The 26,175-nt window shown below is 71.4% G+C and carries 24 protein-coding genes and 1 riboswitch; of the genes, 8 read left to right on the forward strand and 16 right to left on the reverse strand.

Annotated features, from left to right (window positions below; translation table 11 throughout):
• Window positions 1–40: 40 nt before the first annotated feature.
• The 8 genes from ACIQWX_RS18525 (at window position 41) to ACIQWX_RS18560 (ending at window position 9,446) form a co-directional block, all read left to right on the forward strand.
• Window positions 41–343 (forward strand): hypothetical protein, encoded by a 303-nt coding sequence (locus ACIQWX_RS18525; protein WP_400872020.1) that lies wholly within the window; start codon window positions 41–43, stop codon window positions 341–343.
• Between the two features lie 58 nt (window positions 344–401).
• Window positions 402–547: riboswitch (adenosylcobalamin (AdoCbl) riboswitch) on the forward strand.
• A 59-nt stretch (window positions 548–606) separates the two neighbouring features.
• Window positions 607–3,066, forward strand: coding sequence for a hypothetical protein (locus ACIQWX_RS18530; RefSeq protein ID WP_400872023.1), 2,460 nt, complete (start codon window positions 607–609; stop codon window positions 3,064–3,066).
• A gap of 4 nt (window positions 3,067–3,070) precedes the next feature.
• Window positions 3,071–3,916, forward strand: coding sequence for an ABC transporter substrate-binding protein (locus ACIQWX_RS18535; protein WP_400872026.1), 846 nt, complete (start codon window positions 3,071–3,073; stop codon window positions 3,914–3,916).
• Entirely contained in the window at window positions 3,913–4,851 is a 939-nt protein-coding gene (locus ACIQWX_RS18540) for an ABC transporter substrate-binding protein (RefSeq protein WP_400872029.1), read from the forward strand. Before ACIQWX_RS18535 ends, ACIQWX_RS18540 begins: the two co-directional genes overlap by 4 nt.
• Complete coding sequence (locus tag ACIQWX_RS18545; protein ID WP_400872032.1) at window positions 4,851–5,972, forward strand: CbiQ family ECF transporter T component; 1,122 nt, start codon at window positions 4,851–4,853, stop codon at window positions 5,970–5,972. Before ACIQWX_RS18540 ends, ACIQWX_RS18545 begins: the two co-directional genes overlap by 1 nt.
• Window positions 5,969–7,561 (forward strand): ABC transporter ATP-binding protein, encoded by a 1,593-nt coding sequence (locus tag ACIQWX_RS18550; protein WP_400872035.1) that lies wholly within the window; start codon window positions 5,969–5,971, stop codon window positions 7,559–7,561. The genes ACIQWX_RS18545 and ACIQWX_RS18550 overlap by 4 nt, the downstream gene beginning before the upstream one ends.
• Window positions 7,558–8,415 carry an ECF transporter S component gene (locus tag ACIQWX_RS18555; RefSeq protein ID WP_400872038.1) on the forward strand — a complete coding sequence of 286 codons (858 nt, stop codon included), beginning with the start codon at window positions 7,558–7,560 and terminating at the stop codon, window positions 8,413–8,415. Before ACIQWX_RS18550 ends, ACIQWX_RS18555 begins: the two co-directional genes overlap by 4 nt.
• Complete coding sequence (locus ACIQWX_RS18560) at window positions 8,412–9,446, forward strand: peptidase (protein WP_400872041.1); 1,035 nt, start codon at window positions 8,412–8,414, stop codon at window positions 9,444–9,446. Before ACIQWX_RS18555 ends, ACIQWX_RS18560 begins: the two co-directional genes overlap by 4 nt.
• Window positions 9,447–9,488: 42 nt before the next feature.
• On the opposite strand, the gene ACIQWX_RS18565 is transcribed toward ACIQWX_RS18560, so the two are convergent.
• The 16 genes from ACIQWX_RS18565 to ACIQWX_RS18640 all read right to left on the reverse strand — a co-directional run bounded on the left by ACIQWX_RS18565 (window position 9,489) and on the right by ACIQWX_RS18640 (window position 26,175).
• Window positions 9,489–10,694 (reverse strand): pyridoxal phosphate-dependent aminotransferase, encoded by a 1,206-nt coding sequence (locus ACIQWX_RS18565; protein ID WP_400872044.1) that lies wholly within the window; start codon window positions 10,692–10,694, stop codon window positions 9,489–9,491.
• Window positions 10,694–11,089 (reverse strand): VOC family protein, encoded by a 396-nt coding sequence (locus tag ACIQWX_RS18570; RefSeq protein ID WP_400872046.1) that lies wholly within the window; start codon window positions 11,087–11,089, stop codon window positions 10,694–10,696. The genes ACIQWX_RS18565 and ACIQWX_RS18570 overlap by 1 nt, the downstream gene beginning before the upstream one ends.
• Window positions 11,090–11,108: 19 nt before the next feature.
• On the reverse strand, window positions 11,109–12,230 hold the full coding sequence (locus ACIQWX_RS18575) for an Ldh family oxidoreductase (protein ID WP_400872048.1): 1,122 nt from the start codon (window positions 12,228–12,230) through the stop codon (window positions 11,109–11,111).
• On the reverse strand, window positions 12,227–13,468 hold the full coding sequence (locus tag ACIQWX_RS18580) for an MFS transporter (RefSeq protein WP_400872050.1): 1,242 nt from the start codon (window positions 13,466–13,468) through the stop codon (window positions 12,227–12,229). The genes ACIQWX_RS18575 and ACIQWX_RS18580 overlap by 4 nt, the downstream gene beginning before the upstream one ends.
• Window positions 13,465–14,775 carry an acetyl-CoA carboxylase biotin carboxylase subunit family protein gene (locus tag ACIQWX_RS18585; protein ID WP_400872053.1) on the reverse strand — a complete coding sequence of 437 codons (1,311 nt, stop codon included), beginning with the start codon at window positions 14,773–14,775 and terminating at the stop codon, window positions 13,465–13,467. The genes ACIQWX_RS18580 and ACIQWX_RS18585 overlap by 4 nt, the downstream gene beginning before the upstream one ends.
• Window positions 14,776–14,804: 29 nt before the next feature.
• Window positions 14,805–16,115, reverse strand: a complete 1,311-nt coding sequence (locus ACIQWX_RS18590) for an aspartate aminotransferase family protein (RefSeq protein ID WP_400872055.1) — start codon at window positions 16,113–16,115, stop codon at window positions 14,805–14,807.
• The gene (locus tag ACIQWX_RS18595; protein ID WP_400872059.1) at window positions 16,112–16,549 is read right to left on the reverse strand and encodes a cupin domain-containing protein; all 438 of its coding nucleotides are present in this window, start codon (window positions 16,547–16,549) and stop codon (window positions 16,112–16,114) included. Before ACIQWX_RS18595 ends, ACIQWX_RS18590 begins: the two co-directional genes overlap by 4 nt.
• 23 nt (window positions 16,550–16,572) lie before the next feature.
• A complete protein-coding gene (locus ACIQWX_RS18600) occupies window positions 16,573–17,013 on the reverse strand; it encodes a discoidin domain-containing protein (RefSeq protein WP_400872062.1) in 441 nt (146 codons plus the stop codon).
• 16 nt (window positions 17,014–17,029) lie between these two features.
• The gene (locus tag ACIQWX_RS18605) at window positions 17,030–17,734 is read right to left on the reverse strand and encodes an HAD family hydrolase (protein WP_400872065.1); all 705 of its coding nucleotides are present in this window, start codon (window positions 17,732–17,734) and stop codon (window positions 17,030–17,032) included.
• On the reverse strand, window positions 17,727–18,533 hold the full coding sequence (locus tag ACIQWX_RS18610) for a class I SAM-dependent DNA methyltransferase (RefSeq protein WP_400872068.1): 807 nt from the start codon (window positions 18,531–18,533) through the stop codon (window positions 17,727–17,729). The genes ACIQWX_RS18605 and ACIQWX_RS18610 overlap by 8 nt, the downstream gene beginning before the upstream one ends.
• A gap of 41 nt (window positions 18,534–18,574) precedes the next feature.
• A complete protein-coding gene (locus ACIQWX_RS18615) occupies window positions 18,575–19,870 on the reverse strand; it encodes a hypothetical protein (RefSeq protein ID WP_400872070.1) in 1,296 nt (431 codons plus the stop codon).
• Window positions 19,871–19,989: 119 nt separating this feature from the next.
• The gene (locus ACIQWX_RS18620) at window positions 19,990–21,300 is read right to left on the reverse strand and encodes a PucR family transcriptional regulator (RefSeq protein ID WP_400872073.1); all 1,311 of its coding nucleotides are present in this window, start codon (window positions 21,298–21,300) and stop codon (window positions 19,990–19,992) included.
• Window positions 21,301–21,633: 333 nt separating this feature from the next.
• Window positions 21,634–22,839 carry an IS701 family transposase gene (locus tag ACIQWX_RS18625; protein ID WP_400872075.1) on the reverse strand — a complete coding sequence of 402 codons (1,206 nt, stop codon included), beginning with the start codon at window positions 22,837–22,839 and terminating at the stop codon, window positions 21,634–21,636.
• A 173-nt stretch (window positions 22,840–23,012) separates the two neighbouring features.
• A complete protein-coding gene (locus tag ACIQWX_RS18630) occupies window positions 23,013–24,461 on the reverse strand; it encodes an ABC transporter ATP-binding protein (RefSeq protein WP_400872078.1) in 1,449 nt (482 codons plus the stop codon).
• Window positions 24,458–25,228, reverse strand: a complete 771-nt coding sequence (locus tag ACIQWX_RS18635; protein ID WP_400872081.1) for an ABC transporter permease — start codon at window positions 25,226–25,228, stop codon at window positions 24,458–24,460. Before ACIQWX_RS18635 ends, ACIQWX_RS18630 begins: the two co-directional genes overlap by 4 nt.
• A complete protein-coding gene (locus ACIQWX_RS18640) occupies window positions 25,225–26,175 on the reverse strand; it encodes an ABC transporter permease (protein ID WP_400872084.1) in 951 nt (316 codons plus the stop codon). The genes ACIQWX_RS18635 and ACIQWX_RS18640 overlap by 4 nt, the downstream gene beginning before the upstream one ends.

Below are 26,175 nucleotides of genomic sequence, written 5' to 3' on the forward strand. Positions count from 1 at the left end.
CGGACCGGTGCCGCGCCGGATGCGACTAGCGGGTGCCGACGTGGTCGTGCTCGATCCCGCTGCCTTCGCGCAGCTCGACGCGAGCCGACAACAGCTCGGCGCGAAGATGGAGCAGATCGCCTCCCTCAAGCGGCTGCTGCGCGATGCGGCCGAATTGCTGGACGTTGTCGAAGGGCAGTTGCCCGCGCTGGCCGCATGCGGCGAACCGGCGCCGGACGACGGGTGCTGTCCGAAGCACGTGCTCCAGGCTGCACTCGCTGCTCGTAGGGACCTTGCCGTTCGGAGTGGGGCGCGCTCGGGACGGCGGGGCCGCGGCGGTGCCCCTGATGTGACGCAGACGTGAGTTTTGCCGTTTCCGTCCGGCTGGACAGCTGCTACGGTCAAGGCGTTTGGCCAATACAACTTCATCATTTGCTGCCCGTGGCGGGGGAAGCCGGTCGAAATCCGGCACTGTCGCGCAACCGTGGGTCACCTTGGGTGACGAGTCGGACTACCTCCTCGGGCAGGTGTTGTCGATCCGCTGTCGCGTAAGCAGTGAGTGACGCCCGGCCCTCAGGGCCGGTCCCTCCCTCGTGCGCGTCGGCGCCTGGGGAGAGGAAGGACGACTTGGCCGGCACGCGCCTTGCGGCTTTGGTGTCCGCTGTTGCGGTGGTCGCCGTAGGCACGCTAAGCCCGGCTTTCGCCGGCGAAACCGCCTCGAAGCCGACGTCGCAGTGGCTTTCCGCGCAGCTCTCGCCCGAGGGGACCCTGCAGAACCCGCTGGGCGGCGAGCTGCCCGACCACGGCCTGATGATCGACACGCTGTTCGCGATGTACGCCTCGGGCGACGGCGCCCTGGCTGCGCCGATCGTGGCGTACCTCGACCACCACGCCACCGACTACTACACCTGGGACGGGCTCGTCCCGGGCCAAGGCTACGACGCCATCATCACCGGCGGCGCCGCGGCGAAGGTGCTGGTCGCCGCGGAAGTCGCCGGACGGGACCCACGGAACTTCGGCGGGCACGACATGGTCGCCGAAACCCTGGGCGCGATCATGCGTTCGGGCGTGGACAGGGGCCGGGTCAGCGATTACTCGAAGAACCCCGACTTCAAGGACTTCGTCAGCAACAACGCCAACATGTTCGGCCAGGCCCTGGCCGTGATCGGGCTCGCCGGGGTCGGCCTGACCGACCGGCTCGCGCTCGACACGATGCTGTCCCAGCAGTGCTCGGAGGGCTACTTCCGGATCTTCTTCGGCCTCGTTCCCACGACCGAGACCGGCGACCAGGTGACGCCGGACGGGCACAAGGTTTCGACCTGTGACGAGGGCAAGCCGTTCGGCCAGTCGGCGCCCGACGGCGACGCCACCGGGATCGCGCTGTCGGCGATGCTCGCCGCCCGCGACGCCGGTGCGGCCGGTCTCGACGCGCCCATCACCAAGACCGTGCGGTGGCTGAAGGCGCATCAGACCACGAGCGGCGGCTGGGGCGGTGGCGTCGGCACCGAAGCGGCCAACACCAACAGCACCGGCCTGATCCTGCAGGCCCTCGCCGACGCCGGCTGCGTGGACGCCGCGATGACGTCGGGGGCGGCGTTCCTCGAGTCCGCCCAGGTGACCGCAGCGGACTTGGGCACCCGGCTCGAGGACCAGGTCGGTGCCATCGCCTACACCCCGGCCGAGTACCAGGCAGCGCGCACGAACGGGATCGCCGGGCTCGACACCTGGATCCGCGCCAGCGCGCAGGCAGGACTCGGCCTGTCCCAGGTCGGCTTCCACGACCTCACCCTGCGCCGCGCCGGGACACCGACGTCGCCGGACCCTGGCTGTCTGCCACCGCCACCGCCATCACCGCCCGGCGAAAAACCTGCGCCGACGGGCGAGCACTTGTCGACGCCGCCGGTCAGCAAGAAGGTCGGCAGCCCGGCCATCAGGCGCGGCTTACCCCGCGGCACGGTGGTGACGCCTCCGAGCGCGCCGACGCAGGTCACCGGCCCGACCCCGGCCGGCCGGCTCGCCGGCTACCTCGCCGGGCAACTCGTCGACGGCGACCACGTCGAGGTCACCCAGGACGGCAAGACGTTCGTCGACTATGACCTCACCGCCGACCTCGTGCTCGGCCTGCGCACTCTGGGCCAGCAGCCGGACGCTGTCGCGCGGGCGTCCCGGTTCCTGCTGAACCCGGACTCGATCAAGGCCTACGCCCACGGCGCGCCCTACGAGAAGGGCGCGGCGTCCTACGCCGAGCCCCTGGCCAAGCTGCAGATCATCGCGCGGTTCGCGGGGTCCGGGGACAACGACCTCACCCGCGACCTCGCCGCACTGCGCACTCCGGACGGCGAGTTCACCGACACCGGCGAGTTCGCCGACGGCACGAAATCGCTCCAGCGCCACGCGTGGGCCACCCTGGCGACCACGACGAGCGCCAACCCGGCCGCGTCCATCGACGTGTTGATCGCCCACCAATGCGCGGATGGGCTCTTCCCGGCGGCGTTCTCCGCGGAGTCCTGCGCCACCGGAGACCTCGCGGCGACCGCCGTCGCGGTGCAGGCACTGGCCGCCGAGCCGCGCAATTCCGTTCCGGCGGTCTCGACGTCCGAACGTCGTCACGCGCTGGAAACCGCCGCCGCGGCCCTGACCGCTCGGACCGGCGAGGACGGGACCGTGACGGGCGCCGACGGTCAGCCGGACCTCGCGCTGACCGCCGTCGTCGCCGGGGGCCGCCAGGTGGCCGGGCTGGACGCGAGCAAGGCCGCGCGCACACTCGGCGGGCTGGCGCTTGCCGACGGCGGGTTCCCGAAGTCGCCGGGCGGGCCGAGCGACCCGGGCACGAGCATCGCGGCGGCGACCGGGGTCGCCGGCCGGACCTGGCTCGACGCGGACGGCTCTCCACTGACGACCGCCCAGCCACGACCGGTCGTCCAGCCGCTCGCCGCAGGCCTGCCCGTCATCGCGCAACCGGTCTCGAGCAATTCCGCCTTCTGGCTGGCGACCCGGTTCTCCGGCGCCGCGCTCGTCCTCGTCTTCGCGTTGGCCGTCGGCCTGCGCCACCTCGTCCGTCGCACCACACCACACAACCGGGGGTAACAGCATGAGACGCATCCGTACGATCCTCGCCGGGGCCGTCCTGACGGCCGGGCTGGTCACGGCCGCGGCGTCGCCCGCGTCGGCGATCGACCCGACCAAGGGCTACGACGGCATCTGCACCGGCGCCGACGCGCTCACCGGCGTCACCGTCGTCGTCGACTTCCAGGAGCTCGGCGGCACGACGATCACCCGCTGCTCGCCGAACCCGAGCCCGGGCGCCGCCCGCACCGGGATCGCGGCCATCCAGGACGCGGGGATAGCAGTCGCCGGCACCGCGCAATGGGGACTCGGATTCGTGTGCCGGCTGGAGAACCGGCCGTCCGCGACCGAGGTCATCCCGATCACGGGCAACCCGACCTACAAGGAAGGGTGCATCCGGACGCCGCCCGCGTCCGCGTACTGGTCGTACTGGAACGCCGACGGCTCCGGGAACACCTGGACCTACAGCAGCTACGGCGCACTCAACCGCACCGTCGTCCCCGGCGGCTTCGAGGGCTGGTCGTTCTCGCTGAACAAGACCGCGAGCACCAACCCGGTCCCGCGCGTGACCCCACGCAACCCGGCGGTCGGCGCGAGCACGCCGACGGTGTCGCTGTCGGTCGACGACCTGGACCGCAAGATCACCCTGGGCCAGAGCACCACGCTGACCTGGACCTCGACCAACTCGACGACGCTGACCGCGCAGTCGGTGTCCCCGGCCACCGGTGGCGGCAGCTGGTCCGGTTCGCTGGCGGTGCCGGGCGGCACGAAGACGATCACGCCGACCGCCAAGGGCACCTACACCTACACGATCCAGGCCACCGGGGCCGGTGGCTCCACCAGCTCGACGGCCACCCTCACGGTGCAATGAGGCGGATCCTGACGAGCGCGGCCGTCGCCCTGCTGACGGCCGCGCTCACCGCGGGCCCGGCGCACGCGATCGACCAGAGCAAGGGCAAACCCGGCTTCTGCGCCGACGGCACCGGCGTCACCGTTGTGATCGATTTCCAGCAGCTCGGCGGCACGACGATCGTGCGCTGTGACCCGCAGGCAGGCCGCGGCACCGGCCTGGACGCGCTGAAGAACGCCGGCTTCCAGATCGCCGGTGTGCAGCGCTGGGGTGAGGCGTTCATCTGCCGGATCGAGAACCGCCCGTCGGCAGTGGAGGAGATTCCGGTCAAGGGCGACGAGCACTACAAGGAGTCCTGTGTAGACACTCCGCCCGCGGCGGGGTACTGGTCGTACTGGCACGCGGGGAACAACTGCGCCTGGGAATACAGCCAGTGGGGCGTGAAGAACCGGGACTTCACCCCGGGCGGCTTCGAGGGCTGGTCATTCTCGCTCAACGCCACCGCCGACACCAACCCCGTACCGCGGATCGCGCCGGTCCGGCCCGGCACCGCCGGGCCCTGCACCACGGCGGCCGAACCGGCACCGAGCTCCGGCGACGTCGACGAGAAGCAGCCGGGGAGCGTGGCCGGTGGACAGCGGGGCGGCGGTATCGCCGCGACCCGCGGCGCACCGGTCGAGGAAACGCAGACGGCCACGACGGGGCAGGATCCGGCGTCCTCGCGGGCGCTTCCGCCGCCGAAGCCACGGCCAGGCGGGGGTGCGCAGGGGGCGCCCGATCCCGCGAAGAACGTGGCGTTCACCGGTGGAGAAGCGGCGCCGGACGTGAACCAGGCGATCAAGGAGCAGGCCGGGGCCAGCGACTACGCGCCCTGGGTGGCCGGTGGGGCCGTCGTCCTGCTCGCCGCCGCGGCGTGGTTCACCGCCCGGCAGCGCAAGCGCGCCCGGGACCGGTGATGTTCGCCTCCTGGTTCCTGCCGCGCGATCTGCACCCGGCGGCGTGGTGGGTGTGGGCGCTGGGACTGGCGGTCGCGGCCGGCCGCACGACGAACCCGTGGCTGCTGCTGACGATCTGCGCGGTGCTCGGGTACGTCGTGGTCGCGCGGCGGGCGGACGCGCCGTGGGCGATGGCGTTCCGGATGTACGTCTACCTCGGCGTGGTGATCGTCGTGGTGCGCGTGGTGTTCCGGATCGTGTTCGGCGGCGCCGAAGGCACGACGATCGTCCTGAACCTGCCGGAAATCCCGCTGCCCGCGTGGGCGGCGGGCATCCGGCTGTTCGGGGCCGTTTCCGCGGAGTCGGTGCTGGGTGGGCTCTTCGACGGCCTCCGGCTGGCGACCATGGTGCTGTGCCTCGGCGCGGCCAACGCCCTGGCGAACCCGAAACGGCTGCTCAAGGCGATGCCGCCGGCGCTGTACGAGGCGGGGACGGCGGTGATCGTCGCGCTGTCGGTGTTCCCGCAGCTGGCCGAGAGCGTCCAGCGCGTGCACCGGGCGCGGAAACTGCGCGGGGGAGCGAAGGGACGACGGTTCCGCGCGTTGCACGCGGTGATCATCCCGGTGCTGGAGGACGCGCTGGACCGGTCGTTGCAGCTCGCGTCCTCGATGGACTCCCGCGGCTACGGCCGGGCCGGGGTTGTGCAGGCCCGCGCCCGGCTGCTCACCGGCACGCTGATGATCACCGGCCTGATCGGCATCTGCGTCGGTATCTACGCGACCCTCGACGGCTCGACCCCGCGGTTCCTCGCGACGCCGTTCCTCGTGGCCGGGGTGGTGCTCGGCCTGATCGGCTTCCGGACCGCCGGCCGCCGCGTGCAGCGCAGCCGATACCGGCCCGACCGGTGGCATCCAGCCGAGTTCGTCACCGCGTTGAGCGGAATCGGCGTGGCGGCGGTGCTGTTCGCGACATCCAGTGTGGACCCGACGAACCTCAACCCGTCGCTGAGCACGCTGTCGTGGCCGCTGCTGTCCTGGCTGCCTCTTGCCGGCGTGCTTCTCGGCGTGCTGCCCGCGTTCCTGACTCCGCCGCCCGCGCTGCCGTTCGACGCGGTGCCCGAACCCGAGAAAGTCCCCGCATGATCGAGCTGGACCGCGTGTCCTTCTGGTACCACGGGCAACCCGAGCCCGTCCTCACCGAAGTTTCGCTCTCGATCGGGGAGGGCGAACTGGTGCTGGTGGCCGGCCGCACCGGGTCCGGGAAGTCGACGCTGCTGGGCACGTTCAACGGCCTGGTCCCGCACTTCACCGGCGGCCATCTCGAAGGCACCGTGTCGGTCGAGGGCGTCACGACCCGGGCACGTCCGCCGCGGGAGTTCGCGCACCTCGTCGGAGTCGTCGGCCAGGATCCCCTGGCCGGGTTCGTTGCCGACGTGGTCGAGGACGAGCTGGCGTACGGGATGGAACAGCTCGGCCTTGCGCCGCAGGTGATGCGTCGCCGGGTCGAGGAGACCCTCGATCTGCTGGGCATCGCCGAGCTGCGTCGCCGTCCACTTCGGACGCTCTCGGGTGGGCAGCAGCAGCGCGTCGCGGTCGGCTCGGTGCTCACCGTGCACCCGAAGGTCCTGGTCCTCGACGAACCGACGTCCGCGTTGGACCCGATCGCGGCAGAAGAGGTTCTCGCGACGCTGGCGCGGCTGGTACAGGACCTCGGTACCACGGTCGTGCTGGCCGAACACCGGATGGAGCGGGTGATCCCGTTCGCCGACCGCATGCTCTACGTCCCCGGCGACGGCTCGGTGGCTGACGGGACCCCGCCGGAGATCCTGCGGACAACCCCGATCGCGCCGCCTATCGTGCGGCTCGGCCGGCTCGCCGGGTGGAACCCGCTGCCGATGTCCGTCCGCGACGCCCGCCGCGTCGCCCGGCCCCTGCGCGACAGCCTCGGCCGCCGTCCGGAGCCGGTGCCCGAGGCGCCGGCGGAACCGGTGCTGACCGCGTCCGGCGTGGTCGTGCGGTACGGGCCGGTGGTCGCCGTCCGCGGGCTCGACCTCGATCTGCATCCCGGGCGGGTGGTCGCGATGATGGGCCGCAACGGCTCGGGGAAGTCCTCGCTGCTGTGGGCGCTGCAGGGCTCCGGCCCGCGGCAAGGCGGGAAGGTTCGGGCGGCGGGTGTCGACCCGGGGGAGCTGTCGAGCGCGAAGGCGCGCAAGGTCGTCGGGCTGGTTCCGCAGACCGCGAGCGATCTGCTCTACCTGGAGTCCGTCGCGGCCGAATGCGCCGCGGCCGACGCCGAGACCGATTCCGCGCCCGGTTCCTGCCGGGGCCTGCTCGACCGGCTCGCCCCCGGCATCGATCCGGACCGGCACCCGCGAGACCTGTCGGAAGGGCAGCGGCTGGCGCTGGTGCTGGCGGTGCAGCTGTCGGCGTCGCCGTCGATCATGCTGCTGGACGAGCCGACCCGCGGCCTGGACTACCCGGCCAAGGCGGCGCTCGCGGGGATGATCGCCGCGATGGCCGCCGAAGGGCGCGCGGTCGTCGTGGCCACGCACGACGTCGAGTTCGTCGCGACGATCGCCGACCGGGTCGTGGTCATGGCGGAGGGGGAGATCGTCAGCGACGGCTCGACCGCCGAGGTGCTCGGTGGTTCGCCGGCGTTCGCGACGCAGGTGGCGAAGATCCTCGGTGACGGCTGGCTGACCGTTGCCGAGGTCGAGGCGGCCGTCTCGTGATCCGGCACTGGGGGCGCGCTGACCAGGCGGTCCGGGTCGGCCCGCGGTCGGCGGTCGTGCTGGGGCTGGCGTCGCTGGCCGGGCTGATGATGTTCGTCTGGCCGCTGCTCGTGCGCGTCGAGCCGCAGAGCATGCAGCACGGGCCGGACGCGCCCTTCATCTTCTTCGGCATCCTGCCGATCCTGATCGTCATCGTGCTGGCCGAGCTTTCCGAAGGCGGCATGGACGCCAAAGCCCTTGCGATGCTCGGGGTGCTCTCGGCGGTGAACGCGGCGTTGCGGCCGCTCGGCGCGGGGACGGCTGGGATCGAGACGGTGTTCTTCATGCTCGTCCTCGCCGGGCGCGTCTTCGGCGCCGGGTTCGGGTTCGTGCTCGGGTGCACGTCGTTGTTCGCCTCGGCGCTGCTGACAGCGGGCGTGGGACCGTGGCTGCCGTTCCAGATGCTGTGCTCGGCGTGGATCGGGATGGGCGCCGGGCTACTGCCGCGCCGGATCACCGGCAAGGCCGAAATCGCGATGCTCGCGATGTACGGGATCGTCGTCGCGTACCTGTTCGGGTTCCTGATGAACCTGTGGTTCTGGCCGTTCATCACCGGCGCCGAAGTCGCCTACTACGACGGGCACATCTCCTACGTCCCGGGCGACCCGGTACTGGACAACCTCCACCGGTTCGCCGTCTTCACCCTGCTGACCTCGACGGCCGGCTGGGACACGGGCCGGGCGATCACCAACACCGCGGCGATCCTCGTCCTCGGTCCCGCCGTCCTCGCCACCTTGCGGCGTGCTTCGCGCAAGGCCTCCTACGGCGTCGCACCGAGCTTCGCCGAACTCCCGAAGGAAAGGCAGAAACAGTGAAACTGCGCCACCTCACGGCCGTCCTGGCCACGGTCACCGCCGCCGCCCTCGTCGTCCCGGCAACGGCATCCGCGACGACCCCGCCCAAGCAGAGCGCCGACGTCGCCGCCGGCTGGCTCGCCAGACAGCTGATCGACGGCGACCACCTCGTCACCGTCTTCGGCGGCGTCGCCTACCCCGACACCGGCCTCACCATCGACGGCATCCTCGCCTTCGCCTCGGCTGGTGTCGCGGACATCGCCGCGGGCCGCGCGACCACCTACGTCGCTTCGAACCTGGCCGGCTACATCGGCGACGGCACCACCGAGTCCTACGCGGGCGCGACCGCCAAGGCCGCGCTGGCCGCAGAAGTCCGCGGACTCGATCCGGCGTCGTTCGGCGGCGTCGACCTGCCGACGCGGCTGCGCGGGCTGCTCACGCCGTCGGGCCGGTTCTCCGACAAGTCGGCGTTCGGCGACTTCAGCAACGCGTTCTCCCAATCCCTCGCGATCCTCGCGCTCGACCGCACGCCCGGTCACGCACCCGCGTCGGCGGTGAACTTCCTGGCCGGCACCCAGTGCGCGGACGGCGGCTTCCCGCTCGACTTCGGCGCGACGCCGTGCGTGAGCGACACCGACTCGACGGCGATGGTGGCCCAGGCGCTGCAGGCGACCGGCCGGATCGGCAAGTCCCAACAGGGCCTGACCTGGCTGGCGGGCAAGCAGCAGACGGGCGGCGGCATCTCGGTCGGCACCGGTGACCCGGCGGTCGCCCCGAACGCGAACACGACCGGCCTCGCGGGCCAGGCGTTCCGCGCGGGCCTGCGGTTCGCAGCGGCCCAGAAGGCGAAGACATTCCTCGCCGGCCTGCAGGTCGGCTGCGCGGGCGTCCCGGCGAACCGCGGCGCGATCGCTTACGACGCCACCGGCTACAACGCCGACACCGTGGTCCGGGCGACGACGCAGGCGGTCCTCGGCCTCGGCGGCCGCGGCCTGGCCCAGCTGGCTTCGGCGGGTTCGTCGTCTGCGGAGCCGACGCTGACCTGCCCGTGAGGGGAAGCTCGTCACCGGGACCGCGTCCCGGTGACGAGCGTATCAGCTGCCGGCGAGCAGCTTGCCGATCCGCGTGATCCCTTCCGCCAGGTCGTCGTCGCCCAGGGCATAGGACAGGCGGAGGTAACCAGGACCCCCGAAAGCCTCACCGGGGACCACGGCCACCTCCGCGGCCTCCAGCAACACGGCCGCCAGCTCGGCGGTGGTACCCGGGCGCCTGCCGCCGATTTGCCTGCCCAAGACGTCCTTCGCCGACACGTAGACGTAGAACGCGCCGTCCGGCTCGGCGCACCTGAGGCCGTCTATTTCGCCGAGCATCCGGACCATCGTGCGGCGACGTCGGTCGAAGGCCGCACGCATGCGCCGGATCTCCTTCGTACCGCCGGACAGCGCCGCCAACGCGGCGACCTGGGCGACGTTGCCGACGTTGGACGTGAGGTGGGACTGCAGTTTCGTCATCGCCGCAGTCACGTCGGCAGGAGCGAGAGTCCAGCCGACCCGCCAGCCGGTCATCGCGAAGGCCTTGGCGACCCCGTTGACGACGACGCACCGCTCGCGCGCCTCGGGCACCACCACGGGCAGCGAGTGGAAGATCGTCGTGCCGTAGACGAGGTGCTCGTAGATTTCGTCGGTGAGGACCCACAGGTCGTTGGCCACCGCCCAGCGACCGATCGCCTCGATCTCCGCGCGCGTGTACACCGTGCCCGTCGGGTTGTTCGGCGAGCAGAAGACCAGCATGGTGGTCTTCGCCGTCCGAGCCGCCTCCAGCCGGTCGATGGTGACGCGCAGGCCGTCCTGCTCGTCACCCGGGACCGCGACCGGTGTGCCACCGGCGAGCGCGATCGCGGCCGGGTACGTCGGCCAGTACGGGGCCGGCACCAGTACTTCGTCGCCGGGGTTCACCAGAGTGGAGAACGCTTCGTAGATCGCCTGCTTGCCGCCGTTGGTCACCAGGACCTGGCCTTCGTCGACGTCCAGACCGCTGTCGCGGCGGGTCTTCGCCGCGATGGCGGCCTTCAGCTCCGGCAGGCCGCCGGTGGGGGAGTACCGGTGGTACCGGGGATCGTGAGTGGCTGCGGCCGCCGCTTCGACGATGTGCTCCGGGGTCGGGAAGTCCGGCTCGCCCGAGGCGAAGCCGATGACCGGCCGCCCGGCCCGGACCAATGCCTTGGCCCGGGCGTCGACGGCCAGCGTCGCGGATTCCGCGATGGCCGTGACGCGGGCGGAAACCCGCTCGGAGGCCGGCATCAGCGGTCCGCGTAGTTGCTGAGCTCGATGAGGTTCCCGTCCGGGTCCCGGACGTAGACGCTCGTGATCGGCCCGAGCGCGCCGGCCCGCTCGACCGGCCCGTCTTCGACCTCGAGCCCGGCCGCGCGCAGGTGGTCGGCGACTCCTTCGACGGGGTCCTTCACGACGAAGCACAGGTGCTCGGTCCCTGGGCCGGGGTTCGCGGCCGTCGGTTGGATCTCGTTGCCCGCCTCGTGCAGGTTGATCTTGCTGTCGCCGAAGCGGAGAGCCTTGCGGTTGGCGACGAGGCTGCTGAAGGTCACCACCTCCATGCCGAGCACACGGCCGTAGAAGTCGACCGTCGCGTCGATGTCGGCGACGGTGAGGACGGTGTGGTCCAGACGTTCGTAGTGCATGGCTTCCTCTCGGGAACGGTCAGCGCGGTGCGGTCACCGCGGGGATGTCGTAGTTCGCCGGCGACGGCGGCTGGATGCCGAGCCGGGTGGCGATGTCGCGGAGGTCGTTCACGACGGACTCGAGCACCGGCACGCCGTAGGTCCGGCGGCGTTCGGCGAGCCGGCGACGGCGGTCTCCGGGCAGCCGCGGCGGCTTCGCGACGTCGACCGGCCGCCCGTCCCGGATCTCCCGCGCCAGCCCCGCCAGTTCCGCGTCCACCTCGGCAGGATCTCCGAGCGCGCCGAGATCGAGGCAGAGCACGAAATGGCCGACGCCGGCTTCGCCGTCTTCGTAGGTGTGCCGGCTCCACCGCGCACCGGCGAGCGGCCCGCAGAGAAGCTCGACGAGCAGGGCGAACCCGGATCCCTTGTGGCCTCCGTGCTCCGGGCGGCCACCGCCCACGGGCAGCAGCGCGTGCCCGTCCCGGCCGATGAGACCGTCGACGGTTCCGAGGACGTCGGTGGCCGGGCGGCCGGTGGGATCGAGCGCCCAGCCGGTTCGCATCGACCCGCCGGTCCGGCCGAGCTGCTCGAGCTTTCCCCGCGACACGACGCTGGTCGCGCCGTCGAAGCAGATCGGTCCGTCGCTCGTGGGCACGGCGTAGCTCAGGGGGTTGGTGCCGAACATCGGTTCGCGCACGTCCATCGGCGCCACTTGGGGAACCGCGTTGGTGGCCACCACGGCGAACGTCCCCGCGCGCGCCGCCCGCTCGGCGAACCAGCCCGCGATGCCCATGTGGTTGGACCGCCGCACCAGCGCCACGGACACCCCGGTGGTCCGGGCCCGCTCGGCGGCGAGGTCGACGGCCGTGCGCAGCGCCGGCTGCCCGAGGCCGTTGTGTGCGTCCACGATGCACGTCCCGCCGGTGTCGCGGATGACCTCAGGCACGGCGTCCCGGTCGATACTGCCGTCCCGAAGCCCTTCGACGTAGCGCCGTAGCCGTGCGACACCGTGGCTCTCGACGCCGCCCAGATCCGCGGCGACCAGGACGTCGGCGGTCACCTCGGCGTCGGCGGGACGCGCTCCCGCCGCGCGCAGGGCGGCGCCGGTGAAGCGGGACAGTTCGTGGGCGCCGATGTAGCGCAAGCCGGGGTCGGTCATGACGCACTCCTCGATGCGGTGCGAGGCCGGGTGACGAGCAGGAGCACCGTCCCGGCGATCGAGACCACCGCGAGGCCGAGCCAGTAGAACCGGTCCAGTTCGCGCGCGGCGAGCACGAGGAACAGCGTTCCGCCGCACAGCGAGCCGAGCGCTTCGCCCGCGGTCCAGCACACCTGCCGGAAGTTCAGCCGCTCCAGTGACGTCGGGAACGGCAAGGCCGCGAACGCCGTGTTGAGCATCGGCGTGAAGACCATCTCGGCCAGCGCGAAGAGCGCGACTGCGAGCAGGCACGCGGACAGCACCGGCAGTCCGGACCCGAGCGACACCATGGAGATGCCGAAGACCACGGTGGCGCCGCCGAGCAGAGGCATCGGCCGCGCGCCGCGCCGCATGAGGGAGGTGACCACCCCGGTCACGGCCGACTGCAGGACGACGATGGCGATCGCCGGCCCCGACAGCAGGACGGCCCGCATCAGCGGAGCCGCGATCCGCTCCGCGACCAGCAACGCGAACGCCGAGTAGAACTGGGCGTACAGGAACGTCGCGAGGGTCGCGACGACGACCGTGCGCCACGCCACCGGGTGCCGCAAGACCACCTTGAGGCCCGCCCGGTTCAGCGGCCACGCCGTCGGTGTCGGTGCCGGGCGCAAATCGGCGGGCAGCCACCGGATCAGCACCGCCGAGGCGAGCAGGTAGCAGACGGCCACCGCCACCATCAGCGGGCGCGCGTCCCCGGCGACGTAGAGCAGGCTCGCGATGAACGGGCCGGCCGCACCGCCGACGTTGAGCGCGACGTTCATCCACGAGTACGCCCGGTTCCGCTCGACGTCGCCGGTGGTGCGCTCGGCGATGAGGACGCGCGCCAGAACGTGGTGGACGCTCACGCCGAACCCGGCCAGCAGCAGGGCCGCCACGAGCAGCGCGAACGTGTGCAGCAGGGCCAATAGCGCGAAGCCCGCGGTGGCCAGCGCCCAGCTCACCCAGAGCGTGGTGCGGTAGCGGAACCGGGCCACCCAGCGGTTGACCACCAGCGACGCCAGGCCGACGGTCGCGAAGTACAGGAACAGCCCCGCGCCCACCGCCCCCGGCCCGGCCCCGGGGTCCTGGGTCGCGATCAGGACCCCGAGCGCGGGCACCACGCTGTACTGGCCGAGGCTGCCCAGCAGGTTGTCCCACGCCAGCACCTTGACCACCGGTTCAGTGCGCTCCCGCCCGGCGGCCACGCTCAGCTCCGTCATCGAGCCGGCTCGGTCTCGATCGTGACGGCGCGCCTGACCTCGGCTTCGACGGCGTCGATGTCGACGTCGAGCGGAGCATCGAAGATGGCGGTGACGGCCCGGCTCGACGACTCGGTGATCGGGAGCAACCGGTCGCCGCGCTTCTTGAGCACGAACAGTTCGTGCAGCTTGGCCGGGGCGTGCTCGTCGACCGGCCGCAGCGGCGGCCAGATGCCGGTGGTGTCGGCGAGCCAGCGCGGTCGCACCTCGCCGGTGCCTTCGGCGTGGACGTCGAGCAAAGTCCCGGGGGCGTGGTCGAAGTAGACCTGGCGGCCCCGGCGGCGGAAGGCCGGCGGGTAGCCGGTCGCGTGGCCCATCGCCGCGTCGATGAGCACCGGCTCGACGGCCTGGCCGGTCGCCAGGTGGTACAGCGGCAGGCAGGCGTCGCCCGGTGCGCGCGCCGCGATCTCCATCAGCACGACCCGGCCGTCGTCGGTGAGCCGGTACTCCGCGTGTGCGAAACCGGTTTCGAAGGCGAGCCGGTCCACAACACCGTGCTGGGCGTCGGCGATGAGGCCGGCCTCCCGCTCGTCCAAGTTGGCCGGAGGAGTCGTGTGAACCAGTTCGACGAAGAACTCGGTCGAGTTCTCGTTGGTGCCCTTCTGCGTCAGCAAGGTGACGATCGGTTTGCCCTCGAGCACGATGGAATCCACGTTGTACTCCCGCCCGCGCACGCGTTCCTCGACCAGGATCCGGCTGCCCGGAGCCAGCGCTTCGACGATCGCGGCGAGCGCCGCCGCGTTGTCCACCAGCCGGACTCCGATGCTCGACTCGCGGTCGAGCGGCTTGACCGCGGCCGGGAACGGCCCGTCGTAGCCCGCGGTGGTCGCCGGCGCGCTGACGAGCACCGACTTCGGGCTCCACTCGGCGAGGTACCGGCGTTGCAGGAGCTTGTTGCGGCAGACCCGCGCGGCCCGCATGCCGGGACCGGGCAACCCGAGCAGATCGCTGATGACCTGGCCGGCCTCGACGTAGACCTCGGCGGCGACCAGCACCCCGGTGATGTCGTAGTCCGCGGTCCAGCGGCTCGCCTGGTCCACGATGCCGCTCAGGTCGCCGCCGTCGAGCAGGGCGACGTCTGCCAGCTCGGAGAACGGGTGACCGGCGGTGCCGAGGAGCTCGAGGCCGCGCTGGACCATGACCGAGCCCCGTGGCTGCGAGACGGCCAGCACGGCGATCCCGCGCGCCCGCAGGTCGGTCAGGTACGGGCCGATCTTGGACAGGTCGCTCAGGACGATGAAACCCCGAGTCTTCCCGGTGGTACCCATGGGCGTTGCGCTCCCTCGTCGTGGAATGGTCAGTCGCGTTGCGCGGCGTCGGAAGCCGCGGTGAAGAGGGCCAGGCCGTCGGCGAGTTCGGCCTCGGTCGTGGTGAGCGGCGGCATGATCTTGACCATGGCGCCGCCCAGCGTGGACGGGACGCACACCAGCAGGCCGTTGCCGACGCATTCGGTGACCACGCGGCGGGCCGCGGGCGGGTCGAGTGCTCCGTCCGGCGTGGTGAACGCGATGCCGGCGACCATGCCGAAGGCGCCCACCACCCGTCGGCGATCCGGGCGCCGCGACGCCCAGCCGTCCAGGCCGGCAGCGAGCTGCCGGCCCCGCTCGGCGGCCTGCGCGACCAGGCGTCCGTCGGCGAAGAGCGCGAGGTTGGCCTCGGTGGCGGCGAGCGAGACGGGATTGCCGCTGTGGGTGCTCGTCAGCTCTCCGGGACGGAGGCCTTCGGTGAACCGCGGGTCCGCGACGAGGACCGCGGACACCGGCAGCGATCCCGAGAGGCCCTTGGCGCAGAGCAGGAGGTCCGGTCGGATCCCGGTGTGCTCGTGGGCGAACAGCGCGCCGGTCCGGCCGAAGCCGGACTGGATCTCGTCGAACACGAGCAGCGCGCCCGTCCGGGTGCACCATTCGCGCAACGCCACCGCGGCCGCAGGGTCCAGCCCGCGCAGCGTCGACCCCTGGTACAGCTCGCCCATGACGCAGGCGACGTCGCCGGGCCGGACGCCGACGGCGTGCAGTTCCCCTTCGAACTCCGCCAGGCTCCACGGCTCGCCCGCAGCGGGGAACGGAACCCGGACGAAGACGTCGTCGCACTCCGGTGCCCAGTCGCGCTGGGCCGGGAGCCCGCCCGCCAGCTGGGCGCCTAGGGTCCGTCCGTGGAAAGCACCGTCGAACGTGACGATGACGGCGCGGCGGCCCTTCGCCCTCGCATGGCGGCGGGCGATCTTCAACGCGCCCTCGACGGCTTCGGCGCCGGTGGTGTAGAGGACGCACTGAGGGAACCCGGTGAGTTCGCTCAGCGCCCGGACCACTCGCGCTCGTACCGCGGTCGGGAACATGTACGCGTGCAGCAGACCTTGGCGGGCTTGTCCGGCGATCGCCTCGGCGACCTCTTCCCGGCCGTGCCCGGCGTTGGCGGTCAGGATCCCGCTCGTCCAGTCGAGCCAGGACCGGCCACGGCGGTCGAAGACCCGGCTGCCGCGGGCGTGGTGCCACACCACCGGGTGCTGGGTGTGCATCGTGGCGGGTTCGTGGCGGCGCAGCGTTTCCAGCACCCACGCGTCGTCGGCGTCTTCGGCCCGCTCCGTGCGGGTCAGCAGGTTTTCGGTCACGAGGCGCGCACCGTCCACGAAGTCCCGCTCGTGTCCGACGCGGTCACGGTGACGGCCACGAGGACCTCGTCCCCGGTGTTGACCAGCCCGTAGTACAGGCCGGCCGGGGCCACACCGACCGAACCGGGCCCGATCTCGTGCCGCCCGGGTTCCGGCAACGGCCGCTTGGGCGGTGCGTCGAGGGGGTAGTGGGCCGAGGGGACGTAGCAACCGGCGGGATCCGGCTCGGCCGTCTCGAAGACCTGGAATTCGCCCCGTCCCGCCAAGACGACGACCAGCCCGTCGGCGCGGGGGTGCATCCGCGCCGAGATGTCCTGTCCGGGGGCGAGCCGCCATGCCGCCGCCTGCATCCGATCGCTGGCGAAGACGCCGAGCTTGCGTGCCACGCTGTCGGCACACGGCTCGGTCGGCACGGTGAACGTGCGCAACGTCATTCTTGAACACCTTCCGTTCGTGATCAGCCTTCGAGGAACTGGACCTGCATGAGCTGCGTGAAGTACTTGCCGCTGGGCCGGATCTCGACTCCGGACGTCTCCAGCCGGATCCGCCGGGTCGCGACCGGTTCGAGATCGCCTTCGAACCAGGCGCCCGCTTCGACGTCGACGTCTTCGGCGACCAGCACCGGCTTCTGCCCGCCGTCATCCGGCAGCACGATCACCCGGACCCCGCGCGGGAAACCGGTCCGGATGACGGGAACGGGCCTCCGCTGGAGGCGGATGCGCGTGGGCACGCGGACCCCGCCGAGGTCGAAGTCGAGGTGCTCGGTGCGGGACTCGTTGCGGCTGGGCGAGCTCCAGCCGGTGTGCGGGCTGCCGTCGAGGAGGAACTGCTCGTTCCAGAAGTCGTAGCGGTGGCAGCCGGAAGAATCCGTTACGCGGCAGCTGTCGATCAAGTGCATGGTCGGCGTTCTCCTTCTAGATCCTGCTGTTGAGGTCGGGGGAGACGGTGAGTCCGTCGAGCACGGTGCCGACCTCGTCGAGGTCGCGGACGACGAAGTCGGCGTGGGCCCGTGCCGCGGCGGTGTGCGGCAGCCGGCGGTCGACGAGCACGGTGGTCATCCCCACTTCCCGGGCACCCCGCAGTTCGTCGTGCTGGCCGTCACCGACGAACGCGCACCGCGAAGCGGCGATGCCGAGCCGATCGGTCGCGCTCCGGTAGATCCCGGGGTGGGGCTTCAGGCGGCCGACCCGGTGCGAGAAAACGGTGACGTCGAAGCACTCGCGGAGACCGAGCCGGTCGAACAGCCACTCGGCGTGGTCGGAGGCGTTGGTGACCAGAGCGAGTGACGTTCCGCCGGTTCGGAGCCGTTCGAGCAGCGGCACCGCCTGCGCGTCGACCTCCATGCTCGCGACGAAATCTCCGAAATGGCGGTGGACCGCGGCTTCCGCCGCATCCGGTGCCACCCGGACGTCGGCGGCCTTGGCGGACAACACGACGCGCGCCACGATGCCCGGGACGATCGACGCCATGGTGTCGTCGTGGAGTTCGTCGTACGCCGGTTTCCAACGAGCCAGGTCGAGACCGAGCTCGTCGGCCACCTTCCCGAAGAACGGATTGCCGGGCTTCTTGTGGACCAGGGTCGAGAACAGGTCGAAACAGATTCCGTCGATCTCAGGCACGAACGATCTCCTCTGTCCATTCGGGATTGACGCGGGCCACGACCATCGGCTGGTAGTGCCCGGTCTCTTCCGGGAAACGCCAGCGGATGTCGCCGAAGCCCGTCGCGGACAACGCCGCGTCGAACTCGGCACGCCGCAGGACGCGGTAATCGGTAGTGCGGACGGTGGTGTCCCACCCCGGCCGGCCGCGCCTCTTGATGGTCAGGATGTGGATCGTGGTCAGAGTCCGCCGATCCTCGGCCCATTCCCAGGCCTGGGTGATGACGCTTCGGTCGTCGCCTTTGCCGAACAGCTCGGGAAGCAGCCCCGGAGCCTCGTCCCGCAAGACCTCGTCGTAGTCGCGGATGGTCGCGACGAACACGCCTGCCGGGCGCAGGCAGCGGCGGACGGCCCGCAGTGCTCGCCGCAGGTCCTGGTCGGTGAGCAGGTGCGTCAGGGAGTTGGCGCCCGAGATCACGGCGTCGAAGGTCCGCTCGAACTGTTCGTCGATCCGGCGGACGTCGCTGGTCACTAAGTGCACGTCAAGCCCGCGGGTGGCGGCTTCCCGGCCGGCTCGCTCGATGGCGCGGCCGCTCAGGTCGGACCCGGTGACCCGGTATCCCGTGGTCGCGAGCGGAAGGGCCTGCGTACCGATGCCGCACGTGCAATCGAGGACCTCCGCCGGAGGCTCGACACCCGCACCGGCAAGCGCCGCGGCGATGGGTTCGGCGTAGCGCACGGCGAACCCCCACCAGTCCTCGTACATCCGGTGATAGGTGTCGGCGAGGTCGTCGTAGAACTCGGGGTCGTGGAAGGGCATGACGAGCTCGGCTCTCCTTTTCGTGCCGGTGTAGTCGTGGATCAGGCCGGCTGAAGCGGGCGGTCGACGGGCTGACCGAGTGGTCGACGCCGCTGTTCGCGCAGGACGCTCTGGCTGATCCAGTTCAAGCCGAGCCGTTCGGAGACCACTTGGTGGTCGGTTTCCACCCGGACACCGTTCGCCGTCATCTCGGCGACAACCGCTTCGGCGAGCTCGGTGTTGCCGGCCGGCCGAAGCCGACCCTGACTGTCCACTGTGTACGGACTGTCCTCCATGCCGAACCGCAGGATGTCCACCTCGCTGTCAGGTCGGCAGGCGTAGTTGGCCAGTCTGCGCAGCGCGCACATCCGGCGGCCGGTTCGCGGCCCGACGTCCAGTGGCGTGAAATGGGCGGCGGCTTGCTGGGGCAGCACCGCGGCGCCCACCGTGATCGTCACGTGCCGTTTCTGGACATGAGGCTCGGCGAGGTCGTACTCGAGACTTTTCGCCGCGGCCACGACTCGCTTGAACTCCGCGTAGGTACGCGGGAAGGGCAGTCTCGGGGAGAACCCGAAGAGGATCGTGACGTTCAGCTGCCCGCTGCCCCCGAGGCCCAGCAGCGGGTGTTCCACGGCGTAACGCGACATCGCTTGGCTGCGCGGGAACTGCACCCATTCCACCTCGTGGAAGAGACCCAGCCGGCTGCGCGCCTCGATCGCACTCCGGTACACCTCGAACTGGATGGCCGGGGAAGTCCGGCCGTAGTCGGCGCCCTTGGTCGTCGAATAGGTGTCGAGGCGAGACGCCGTCAGCCGGTCTGACGGCTGATAGGCGAGGATCGCCTCCGTGAACCGCGGGCTGTCGGCCGCATCGGTCACCCATTCGCCGAACTGCCGCTCCAGTTCGCACATGAGCTGCAGTTCGACCGCGGATTGAATGGTGACGAAGTGTGCCCCACCGAGGTGCAGGGGAAGCCCGCACTGGCTGACGCGCTCCCATTCCCCGAAGCGGGCGATGCTTTCCCGGACCTCGGCGCCGTTTCGGCTCGCACCGAAGCTGATCAGGAGTTGCGGGCACCGTCGCTGCAGCTCCTGGCTGATTTTCTGGTAGACCTCGTTGCTGGTCGTCTGCTCGTGGGTCCTCCGATTCCTCGCGTGGTAGTGGTAGTACCGGCATCCCATGCCGTGCAACGCTTCTGCTTCGGCGAGCAGCGCCGACGGCGACGTCTTGATGGTGCCGCCGCTGCAGATTTCGTCCAGGAGTGCATCCCCGGTGAGGCGGTGGTTGGCCGGCGTGAACTTGGCGCCGGTGGACGCACAGCCCAGAACCAGGGATTTCCCGTCCGTGGTGGATTCCACTTTTCGCCCCCAAGCGTCCGGCGAATACCCGGACGCCGCTCGTAATGGTCAATGGCGATGAGGAAACACTACGTCGGATCCGAACGGCCGTGCGACTGCACGTGCGGCAGTTTGTCAGGTCAGCCATGACCAGCGTGGAAAACAGCCTTCTCGGCGTCTTCGGAGCGCTGGGCCATCAGGGTGCGGATTCGCTGGATCCGCAGAGCGAGCTGCAGGTCGACCACCCGCTCCGGCTTCTGCCAGTCGTCGCCGAGGAGGTCCGCGACACGTTCGAGGCGCCGTGCGACCGTGTTCGGGTGGACGTACAACCGGTCGGCAGCGTAGGTGGGGCTGCCGCCTGCACCGAAGTATGCGGTCAGCGTCTCGAGCAGACGGGTGTGGCGCTCGTCGTCGTAGCGCAGTACCGGCCCGATGGTGCTCTGAACGAAGTCGTCGATGTCCGGAGTGTCCGAAAGCAGGAGGCCGACGAATCCCAGCTCCCGGGTCGAGGCGGCGGTCCCCGCGCCGCCGAGAGCGGTGATCGCGTCGAGGCAGCGGTTCGCTTGCCGGTACTCGGGCAGGATTGAGGTGGGGTCGGAGGCCGGCCCCGCGGCACCGACGGTCACCGGCGTGTCGAGAAGTGCCGTCAGCTCGTCCCGGACCATCCGTGCCGTCGCGCTCGCGTCGGTGCCGGGGACAACCAGAACGGCCGTCCCGTCCCGCATGCTTCGGAGCCCGCCGGACCGGTGGGTGAACGACGATGCCCAGATCAGCAACCGGCCTTGCGATTTCTCTTCCGGGCGTGCGATCACCACGAGATAGGGCTCGCGGAGGTTGATGCCGAGCCGGCGGGCGCGGCGGTCGAGCTGGGCAGGGGGAATCGGCACGCGGGCCAGAACGTCGTCGAGCAGCTCGTCACGATGCTGCCCGTCGCGGGCGGTGCCGGTTCTCCGCTGCAGCAGGAACGCGACCGCGGCCGCCTGGGCGAACATCCGCCAGCGCTCTTGATCGATCTGCTCGGTACCGCCGGGCCGGGCGACGATGGTGCCGACGCCTTCGTTCCCGGCCACGACGGGGATCGCCAGCCGGGCGTCGGCCAGCCACACGGGCCGGCGGTCGGTGTGCGCGGCCACCGCGCCGGCCGCCACGGTCTTCTCGATCTCGTGCAGTTGCTCACCCGACGCCGACAACACGGCTCCGTCGGGGCCGCAGATCACGACGTCGCCGTGGATCCGCCGCGCCACCTGCTTGGCCACGCCGTCGAGGTCGGGCTCGGCGAGCACTTCGTCGAGGATCTCGGCGTGCTCTTCGTTGAGGCGCCGGGACCGGCGGAGGCCGGTTTCCAACGCGGAAAGCCGATCGTTCAGTTCCACGGCCGTCGCGGTGATGTTTTCGAGGTTCCGGACATTCTCCCCGGCAATTCCGGTGAGGTCCCCCAGCGAGTTCAGCACACTCCGTTCCGGTGAGGCGTGGTGAACCTGGTCCGCCTCGGTCGCGCTCGGATCTTCCTCGATTCGATCAGCGGACATCAGTCTGCCGTTCCCCCAATTCCGGTGCCCGGCCGAGCCCGCGCGACGGCTCCAGCGCTCGGGCCCACCCCTGATCGCGCTCCCCGGCGTTCCATGCTACACCGGGAATATTGACCCGTTCGGGTGGCAGATGCCGTCGATCCGGCCGTACCGCTGGGCTGTTCAGGGGAGGAGCTGCGGCCTTTCGCGCGACCGGTCACTGCGCGGTTCCGAGCTGTATTCCTGTCGCTCGAACGGAAGTATTCCGCGGTGACCTTACGGGCGGCGCCGAGACGTGGAAGCGGGCTCTTTGCGGAGAACGGGGTCCGTGCCCAGCGCGCGAATCGTGTGGGCGATCGACACGAGCGTGGCATGGCGGTGCCAGCCGCCGAAGGAGCGGCCGACGTAGTCGCGAATGCCGACCGGCGTCGCGATCGACGCGACGTCCCGGTCGACTCGGTCGACGAAGCGCGAGAGGCGCAGGAGGTCGGCCGTGGGGGAGGCGACCAGGTCGGTCAGCCACACCTGCTCGGGTCGGCCGTCCGGACCGCCGATGCCCAGCAGCATCAGGTCGCCGCCCCCGCTCGCGGCCGGCATCCTCACCCGCACTCTCGTGGTGGTGATCCGGCTCCGGCCGGAGCGAAGAGGGCGTCCGGGTCCGGGCAAGACGCTGCCGCGGCTGAGGTGTGCGGCCGAGGCGAGAACGGCGGTCACGGGAATCGGGTGGGGACTGTGGGCGGGCAGCGCCGGGTCGGTCACCACGATGGGCAGATCGCTGTCGATCCGTGCGAGCACCGGGCTGCCGAGCGCGCGCAGCCGCCGGATCGCGGATTCGGCGTCCGCTTCCCGCGCGTCGAAGACAACGGGCAGATCCGGCAGGGACCACGGCTTCGCGACCGCCGTGAACGCGCTCACCGTGCACCCGGAAAGCGGTTCCACGCAGGTGCTGTCGGGAATGCTCGCGCGTAGTCGCCGATCGCGGTCTTCCACCCAGGCTTTCGGCAGGTGCAGGCGCCAGTTGACCGGAGCGGTGGCCCGCTCGGAGACCGCCCACACCCCGGCCGCGTGCTGGCCGTCCAGTACCTGCCCGGCCGTCGGCTCGAACCGCCGGCCCACACCGACGGAGTGGCGCCCGCCTTTGGGGATCGCGATCGGCCGGAGTACCCACGCCTGCGGGCGTGCCTGCCGCAGCACGTGGCCGGCCAGGGCCTGCCGGACGGGCTCCCAATTCCAGGTGGAACCGCTGATGAAGTGGTGGACGGTCTGCTCCGTTGCGTTGCCGCCGAGCTCGGCGGCGATGTTCCGCATCGTCTTGCGCCCGGGAGTGCGGAGCAGCCCTCGGACGTATCGCGCGCCCTTGATCCGTTGATCGACCCTCGGCAGCGACCGGAGCAGCTCCGAGCAAAGCTCGTCGATCGCGGCGCTGTCCTCCCACACCGGTCTCGTGCTCGTTCTTCGCTCGATGTGGTGGCTGGCACGCATTACCGTCCTCGTCTCCCGGCTCCGTTCCCGTAGTCCCACCGTCCTTCAGCGGGAGGTGCGTAGCCAGGTGGGGCCGGGACAGAGGTGGGGAATCCGCAGGTGGGGACGCCACCATGAGTGAAATTCGCGTTCGGGCGAACACGCGGAGTGGGACACCACCCGGTGTGGTCCGGTCACCAGTGCCGGAACGCCGGCGGCCGCTTCTCGGTGAACGCTGCCGTAGCGGAATCGCTGCCGGAGGTGATGCGCCCGTCGGTCATCGTGATCGTGCGGTCGGTCGCCGCGGACAGCAGCGTGTGGTCGTGGCTGATCATCAGGACCGCTGTGCCGTCGTCGGAGATCGCAGTGATGAGGGCGTCGAGGACCAGCGCGCGGGCGGCCGTGTCGAGGGCCGATGTCACCTCGTCGCAGATCAGGACCCGCGGGTGGGCGACGAGCGCGCGAGCCATGGCGCAGCGCTGCAGCTGGCCGCCGGAGAGCTGACCGGGTCGGCGGTCGGCGGCGTCTATTCCCAGCGACGTCAACGTTTCGCGGGCCTCGGTGCGGGCGGTCTCCCGAGTGACTCCGCGGAGGAGCCGGGCGGTGTCGGCGACCTGGTCCAGGACGTCGCGGAACTCGTCGAAGGACGCCCGGCTGTCCTGGTGGACGTACTGGACGGCGCGCAGCTGGGCCTTCGTGCGCCGACGGATCCGCGCGGGCAGCTCGACGCCGTCGAGCTCGATCGTTCCGGCCGCCAAGGGGGCCAACCCGGCGATCGCGCGGGCGAGCGTCGTCTTGCCCGCGCCGGAGACGCCGACGAGTGCGGTCCGGGTGCCCGCCCCGAGGTCGAGGTGGACGTCCTCGATCAACGCCGTGCGCCCGGCGCGGACGGTGAGCCCGCGGACCGTCAGCACCGGGGTTGAGGGAGCCGGTGCACCGGGAGCCGGGCTGTTCTCGGTGAGCAGTGCGCGGGTCCGTGGATCCACGGGATGGGTCAGCACGGCGTCCGCGCTGCCGGTTTCGATCACGCGACCGTCGTGCAGCACGGCGATGTCGTCGGCGATGGCCCGGGCCAGCACCAGGTCGTGGGTGAGGACCAACAGCGCGGTGCCGTCGTCGGCCAGGTGCCGTAGCCGGCGGGTGAGCGCCGACCGGGCTTCGGGGTCGAGGCCGGTGGTGGGTTCGTCGAGGACCAGGACGCGCGGGCGGGTGACCAGCGTTGTCGCCAGGGCCATGCGTTGCTGCTGACCGCCCGACAGCTGGTGTGGGAACCGCCGCCAGAGGCACTGCTCGAGCCCGGCGTCCGCGAGTGCCGCGCGGGCCGCAGCCAGACGGGCCGCGCGGCCGTGGTGCCGTACCGAGGCCAGCTCGGCGAGGACCGGGCCGCACCGGCGGACGGGATCCAGGACGGCGGCCGGTTGCTGGGGGAGGTGACCGGCGCGGGCAACCGGGCCGGTCGAGCCGGTCAGCTCGACGCCGGGGTGGGACCGGCCGACGGCGGCCAGGCCGAGCGTGGTCTTGCCCGCGCCGGACGCGCCGAGCACCACGAGCACCCGGCCCGGCTCGAGGCTCAGCGTGATGTCGTCCAGCAGAAGCGTGTCGCCGGAGCGGGCGGACAGGCCGGTGATGTCCAGGACGGTCACAGCGTCTCCCGGCGGCCGAGGAATCGGTCGGCGACGAGGTTCGTCCCGACGCACAAGGCCATCAGCAGCACGGCGGGCACCAAGACGAGCGCGGGCTGGGTGTAGAGCGCTTCGCTGTTGCGTTCGATGACGACGGCCCAGTCCGGTGAGTCGGCCGGCAGGCCGAGGCCGAGGAAGTTCGCCGACGCCAGCAGGTAGAGCACCACGCCGAGGCGGGTGCCGGCGTCGGTCACCATCGGACCGGTCACGTGCCGGGCGACGTAGCCGAACTGCACTCGCCACCACGGCTGCCCCTGCAGGTAAAGCGCCTCGACGGCGGTGCGGCAGCCCGGTGCGAGCGCCGCGGTCCGCGCCAAGCGGGTGACCATCGGCAGCTGGAGGACCGCGACGGCCGGGACGAGCACGGCGGGCCCGCGGTGGCCGGTCGCCGCGAGCACCATCAGCACCAGCAGCGAGGGGAACGCCAGGAGGAGGTCGAGCGAGCGCATGACGGCGTCGTCGACGAGCCGTCGTCGACCGGCGGCGAGCAGGCCGAGCGGAACCCCGATCAGGTAGGCGAGCGCGAGCGCGGCGACGGTCATGCCGATCACCGGCAACCCACCGGACAGCAGCACGGTCAGCGCGTCGCGGCCGAGGACATCGGTACCCAGGGGATGCGCCCCGTCCGGCGGCTGCCACGGCGCCGCGACCGACTCGACCGGGCCGGCGAGCAGAGGCCCGGCCAGGGCGATCAGCAACGGCACGCCGAGCAGGAACCAGCGGGTCACCAGGTCACCAGCTCCCGGCGCGGGGTGAGCCGGTGCGCGACGAGGTCCGCGGCGAGGTTGCCCAGCACGACGACCCCGGCGAACACCAGGACGTACGCCTGCACCTGCGGGATGTCCCGGTTCTGCACCGCCTCGACGAACCCCGTGCCCAGGCCGGTGATCGCGAAGAGGGACTCGACGATGACCGTGCCGGTCAGCAGCCCCTCGACCGCGCGGGCGAGCTGCTGGACCGCGGGGGCGGCGGCACCCGGCAGCAGGTGACGCAGCACTACCGTCCGTTCGCGCAGACCCAGCAGCCGCAGGTGTTCGGCGACCGGCCCGGCATTCTGCTCGGCGACGCCGATCCGCAGCTGCCGGGCGATGTCGCACAGCTGCCGAGCCACGAGCACCGCGACCGGCAGCACCAGCACTTCCGGACGGCCGGCCAGCTCGGTGCCGGTCATCCCGGCCGCGGTCGCGGGCAGCAGTCCGATGTAGACGGCGAAGCCCGCCAGCAGCAGCATGCCCAGCACGAACTCGGGGATCGCGTGCAGGAAGACCGTGACGGTCGTGAGCCACCGGTCGGCCCGCGATCCTTCCTGCAGCCCGCTCGTCACGCCGACGAACAACGCCAGTGGCACCAGGACGAGCAGGGTCACCGCGGCGAGCAACGCCGTCGCCGCGAAGCGTCGGGTCAGCTCGTCGGTCACCGGCGCTCCGGTGACCAGCGAGCGGCCGAGGTCGCCGGTGACCAGGCCGCCCAGCCAGTGCCCGAAGAGGTCGAGCACCGGCTGGTCGAGGCCCAGCTGGTGGCGGACCTGGGCCAGCTGGTCGTCGGTGGCCTGCTCGCCGAGCACGATCGAGGCCGCGTCGCCGGGCAGCAGCGCCGTGACGCCGAACGTCGCCACCAGGACGACGACGGCCTGCACCACGGCGAATCCCAGCCGCCGCACGGTGTAGGGCAGCAC

The organism is Amycolatopsis sp. NPDC098790, from assembly GCF_044759945.1.
Classification (GTDB): Bacteria; Actinomycetota; Actinomycetes; order Mycobacteriales; family Pseudonocardiaceae; genus Amycolatopsis.

Excerpts from the sequence above, each read along its gene's own strand:
- ACIQWX_RS18570 (WP_400872046.1), bottom strand. The coding sequence starts at position 11,089 with ATGCACTACGAACGTCTGGACCACACCGTCCTCACCGTCGCCGACATC.
- ACIQWX_RS18610 (WP_400872068.1), bottom strand. The coding sequence starts at position 18,533 with ATGCCCTTCCACGACCCCGAGTTCTACGACGACCTCGCCGACACCTAT.
- ACIQWX_RS18550 (WP_400872035.1), top strand. The coding sequence starts at position 5,969 with ATGATCGAGCTGGACCGCGTGTCCTTCTGGTACCACGGGCAACCCGAG.
- ACIQWX_RS18575 (WP_400872048.1), bottom strand. The coding sequence starts at position 12,230 with ATGACCGACCCCGGCTTGCGCTACATCGGCGCCCACGAACTGTCCCGC.
- ACIQWX_RS18585 (WP_400872053.1), bottom strand. The coding sequence starts at position 14,775 with ATGGGTACCACCGGGAAGACTCGGGGTTTCATCGTCCTGAGCGACCTG.
- ACIQWX_RS18565 (WP_400872044.1), bottom strand. The coding sequence starts at position 10,694 with ATGCCGGCCTCCGAGCGGGTTTCCGCCCGCGTCACGGCCATCGCGGAA.
- ACIQWX_RS18540 (WP_400872029.1), top strand. The coding sequence starts at position 3,913 with ATGAGGCGGATCCTGACGAGCGCGGCCGTCGCCCTGCTGACGGCCGCG.
- ACIQWX_RS18535 (WP_400872026.1), top strand. The coding sequence starts at position 3,071 with ATGAGACGCATCCGTACGATCCTCGCCGGGGCCGTCCTGACGGCCGGG.
- ACIQWX_RS18545 (WP_400872032.1), top strand. The coding sequence starts at position 4,851 with ATGTTCGCCTCCTGGTTCCTGCCGCGCGATCTGCACCCGGCGGCGTGG.
- ACIQWX_RS18625 (WP_400872075.1), bottom strand. The coding sequence starts at position 22,839 with ATGCGTGCCAGCCACCACATCGAGCGAAGAACGAGCACGAGACCGGTG.
- ACIQWX_RS18580 (WP_400872050.1), bottom strand. The coding sequence starts at position 13,468 with ATGACGGAGCTGAGCGTGGCCGCCGGGCGGGAGCGCACTGAACCGGTG.
- ACIQWX_RS18600 (WP_400872062.1), bottom strand. The coding sequence starts at position 17,013 with ATGCACTTGATCGACAGCTGCCGCGTAACGGATTCTTCCGGCTGCCAC.
- ACIQWX_RS18595 (WP_400872059.1), bottom strand. The coding sequence starts at position 16,549 with ATGACGTTGCGCACGTTCACCGTGCCGACCGAGCCGTGTGCCGACAGC.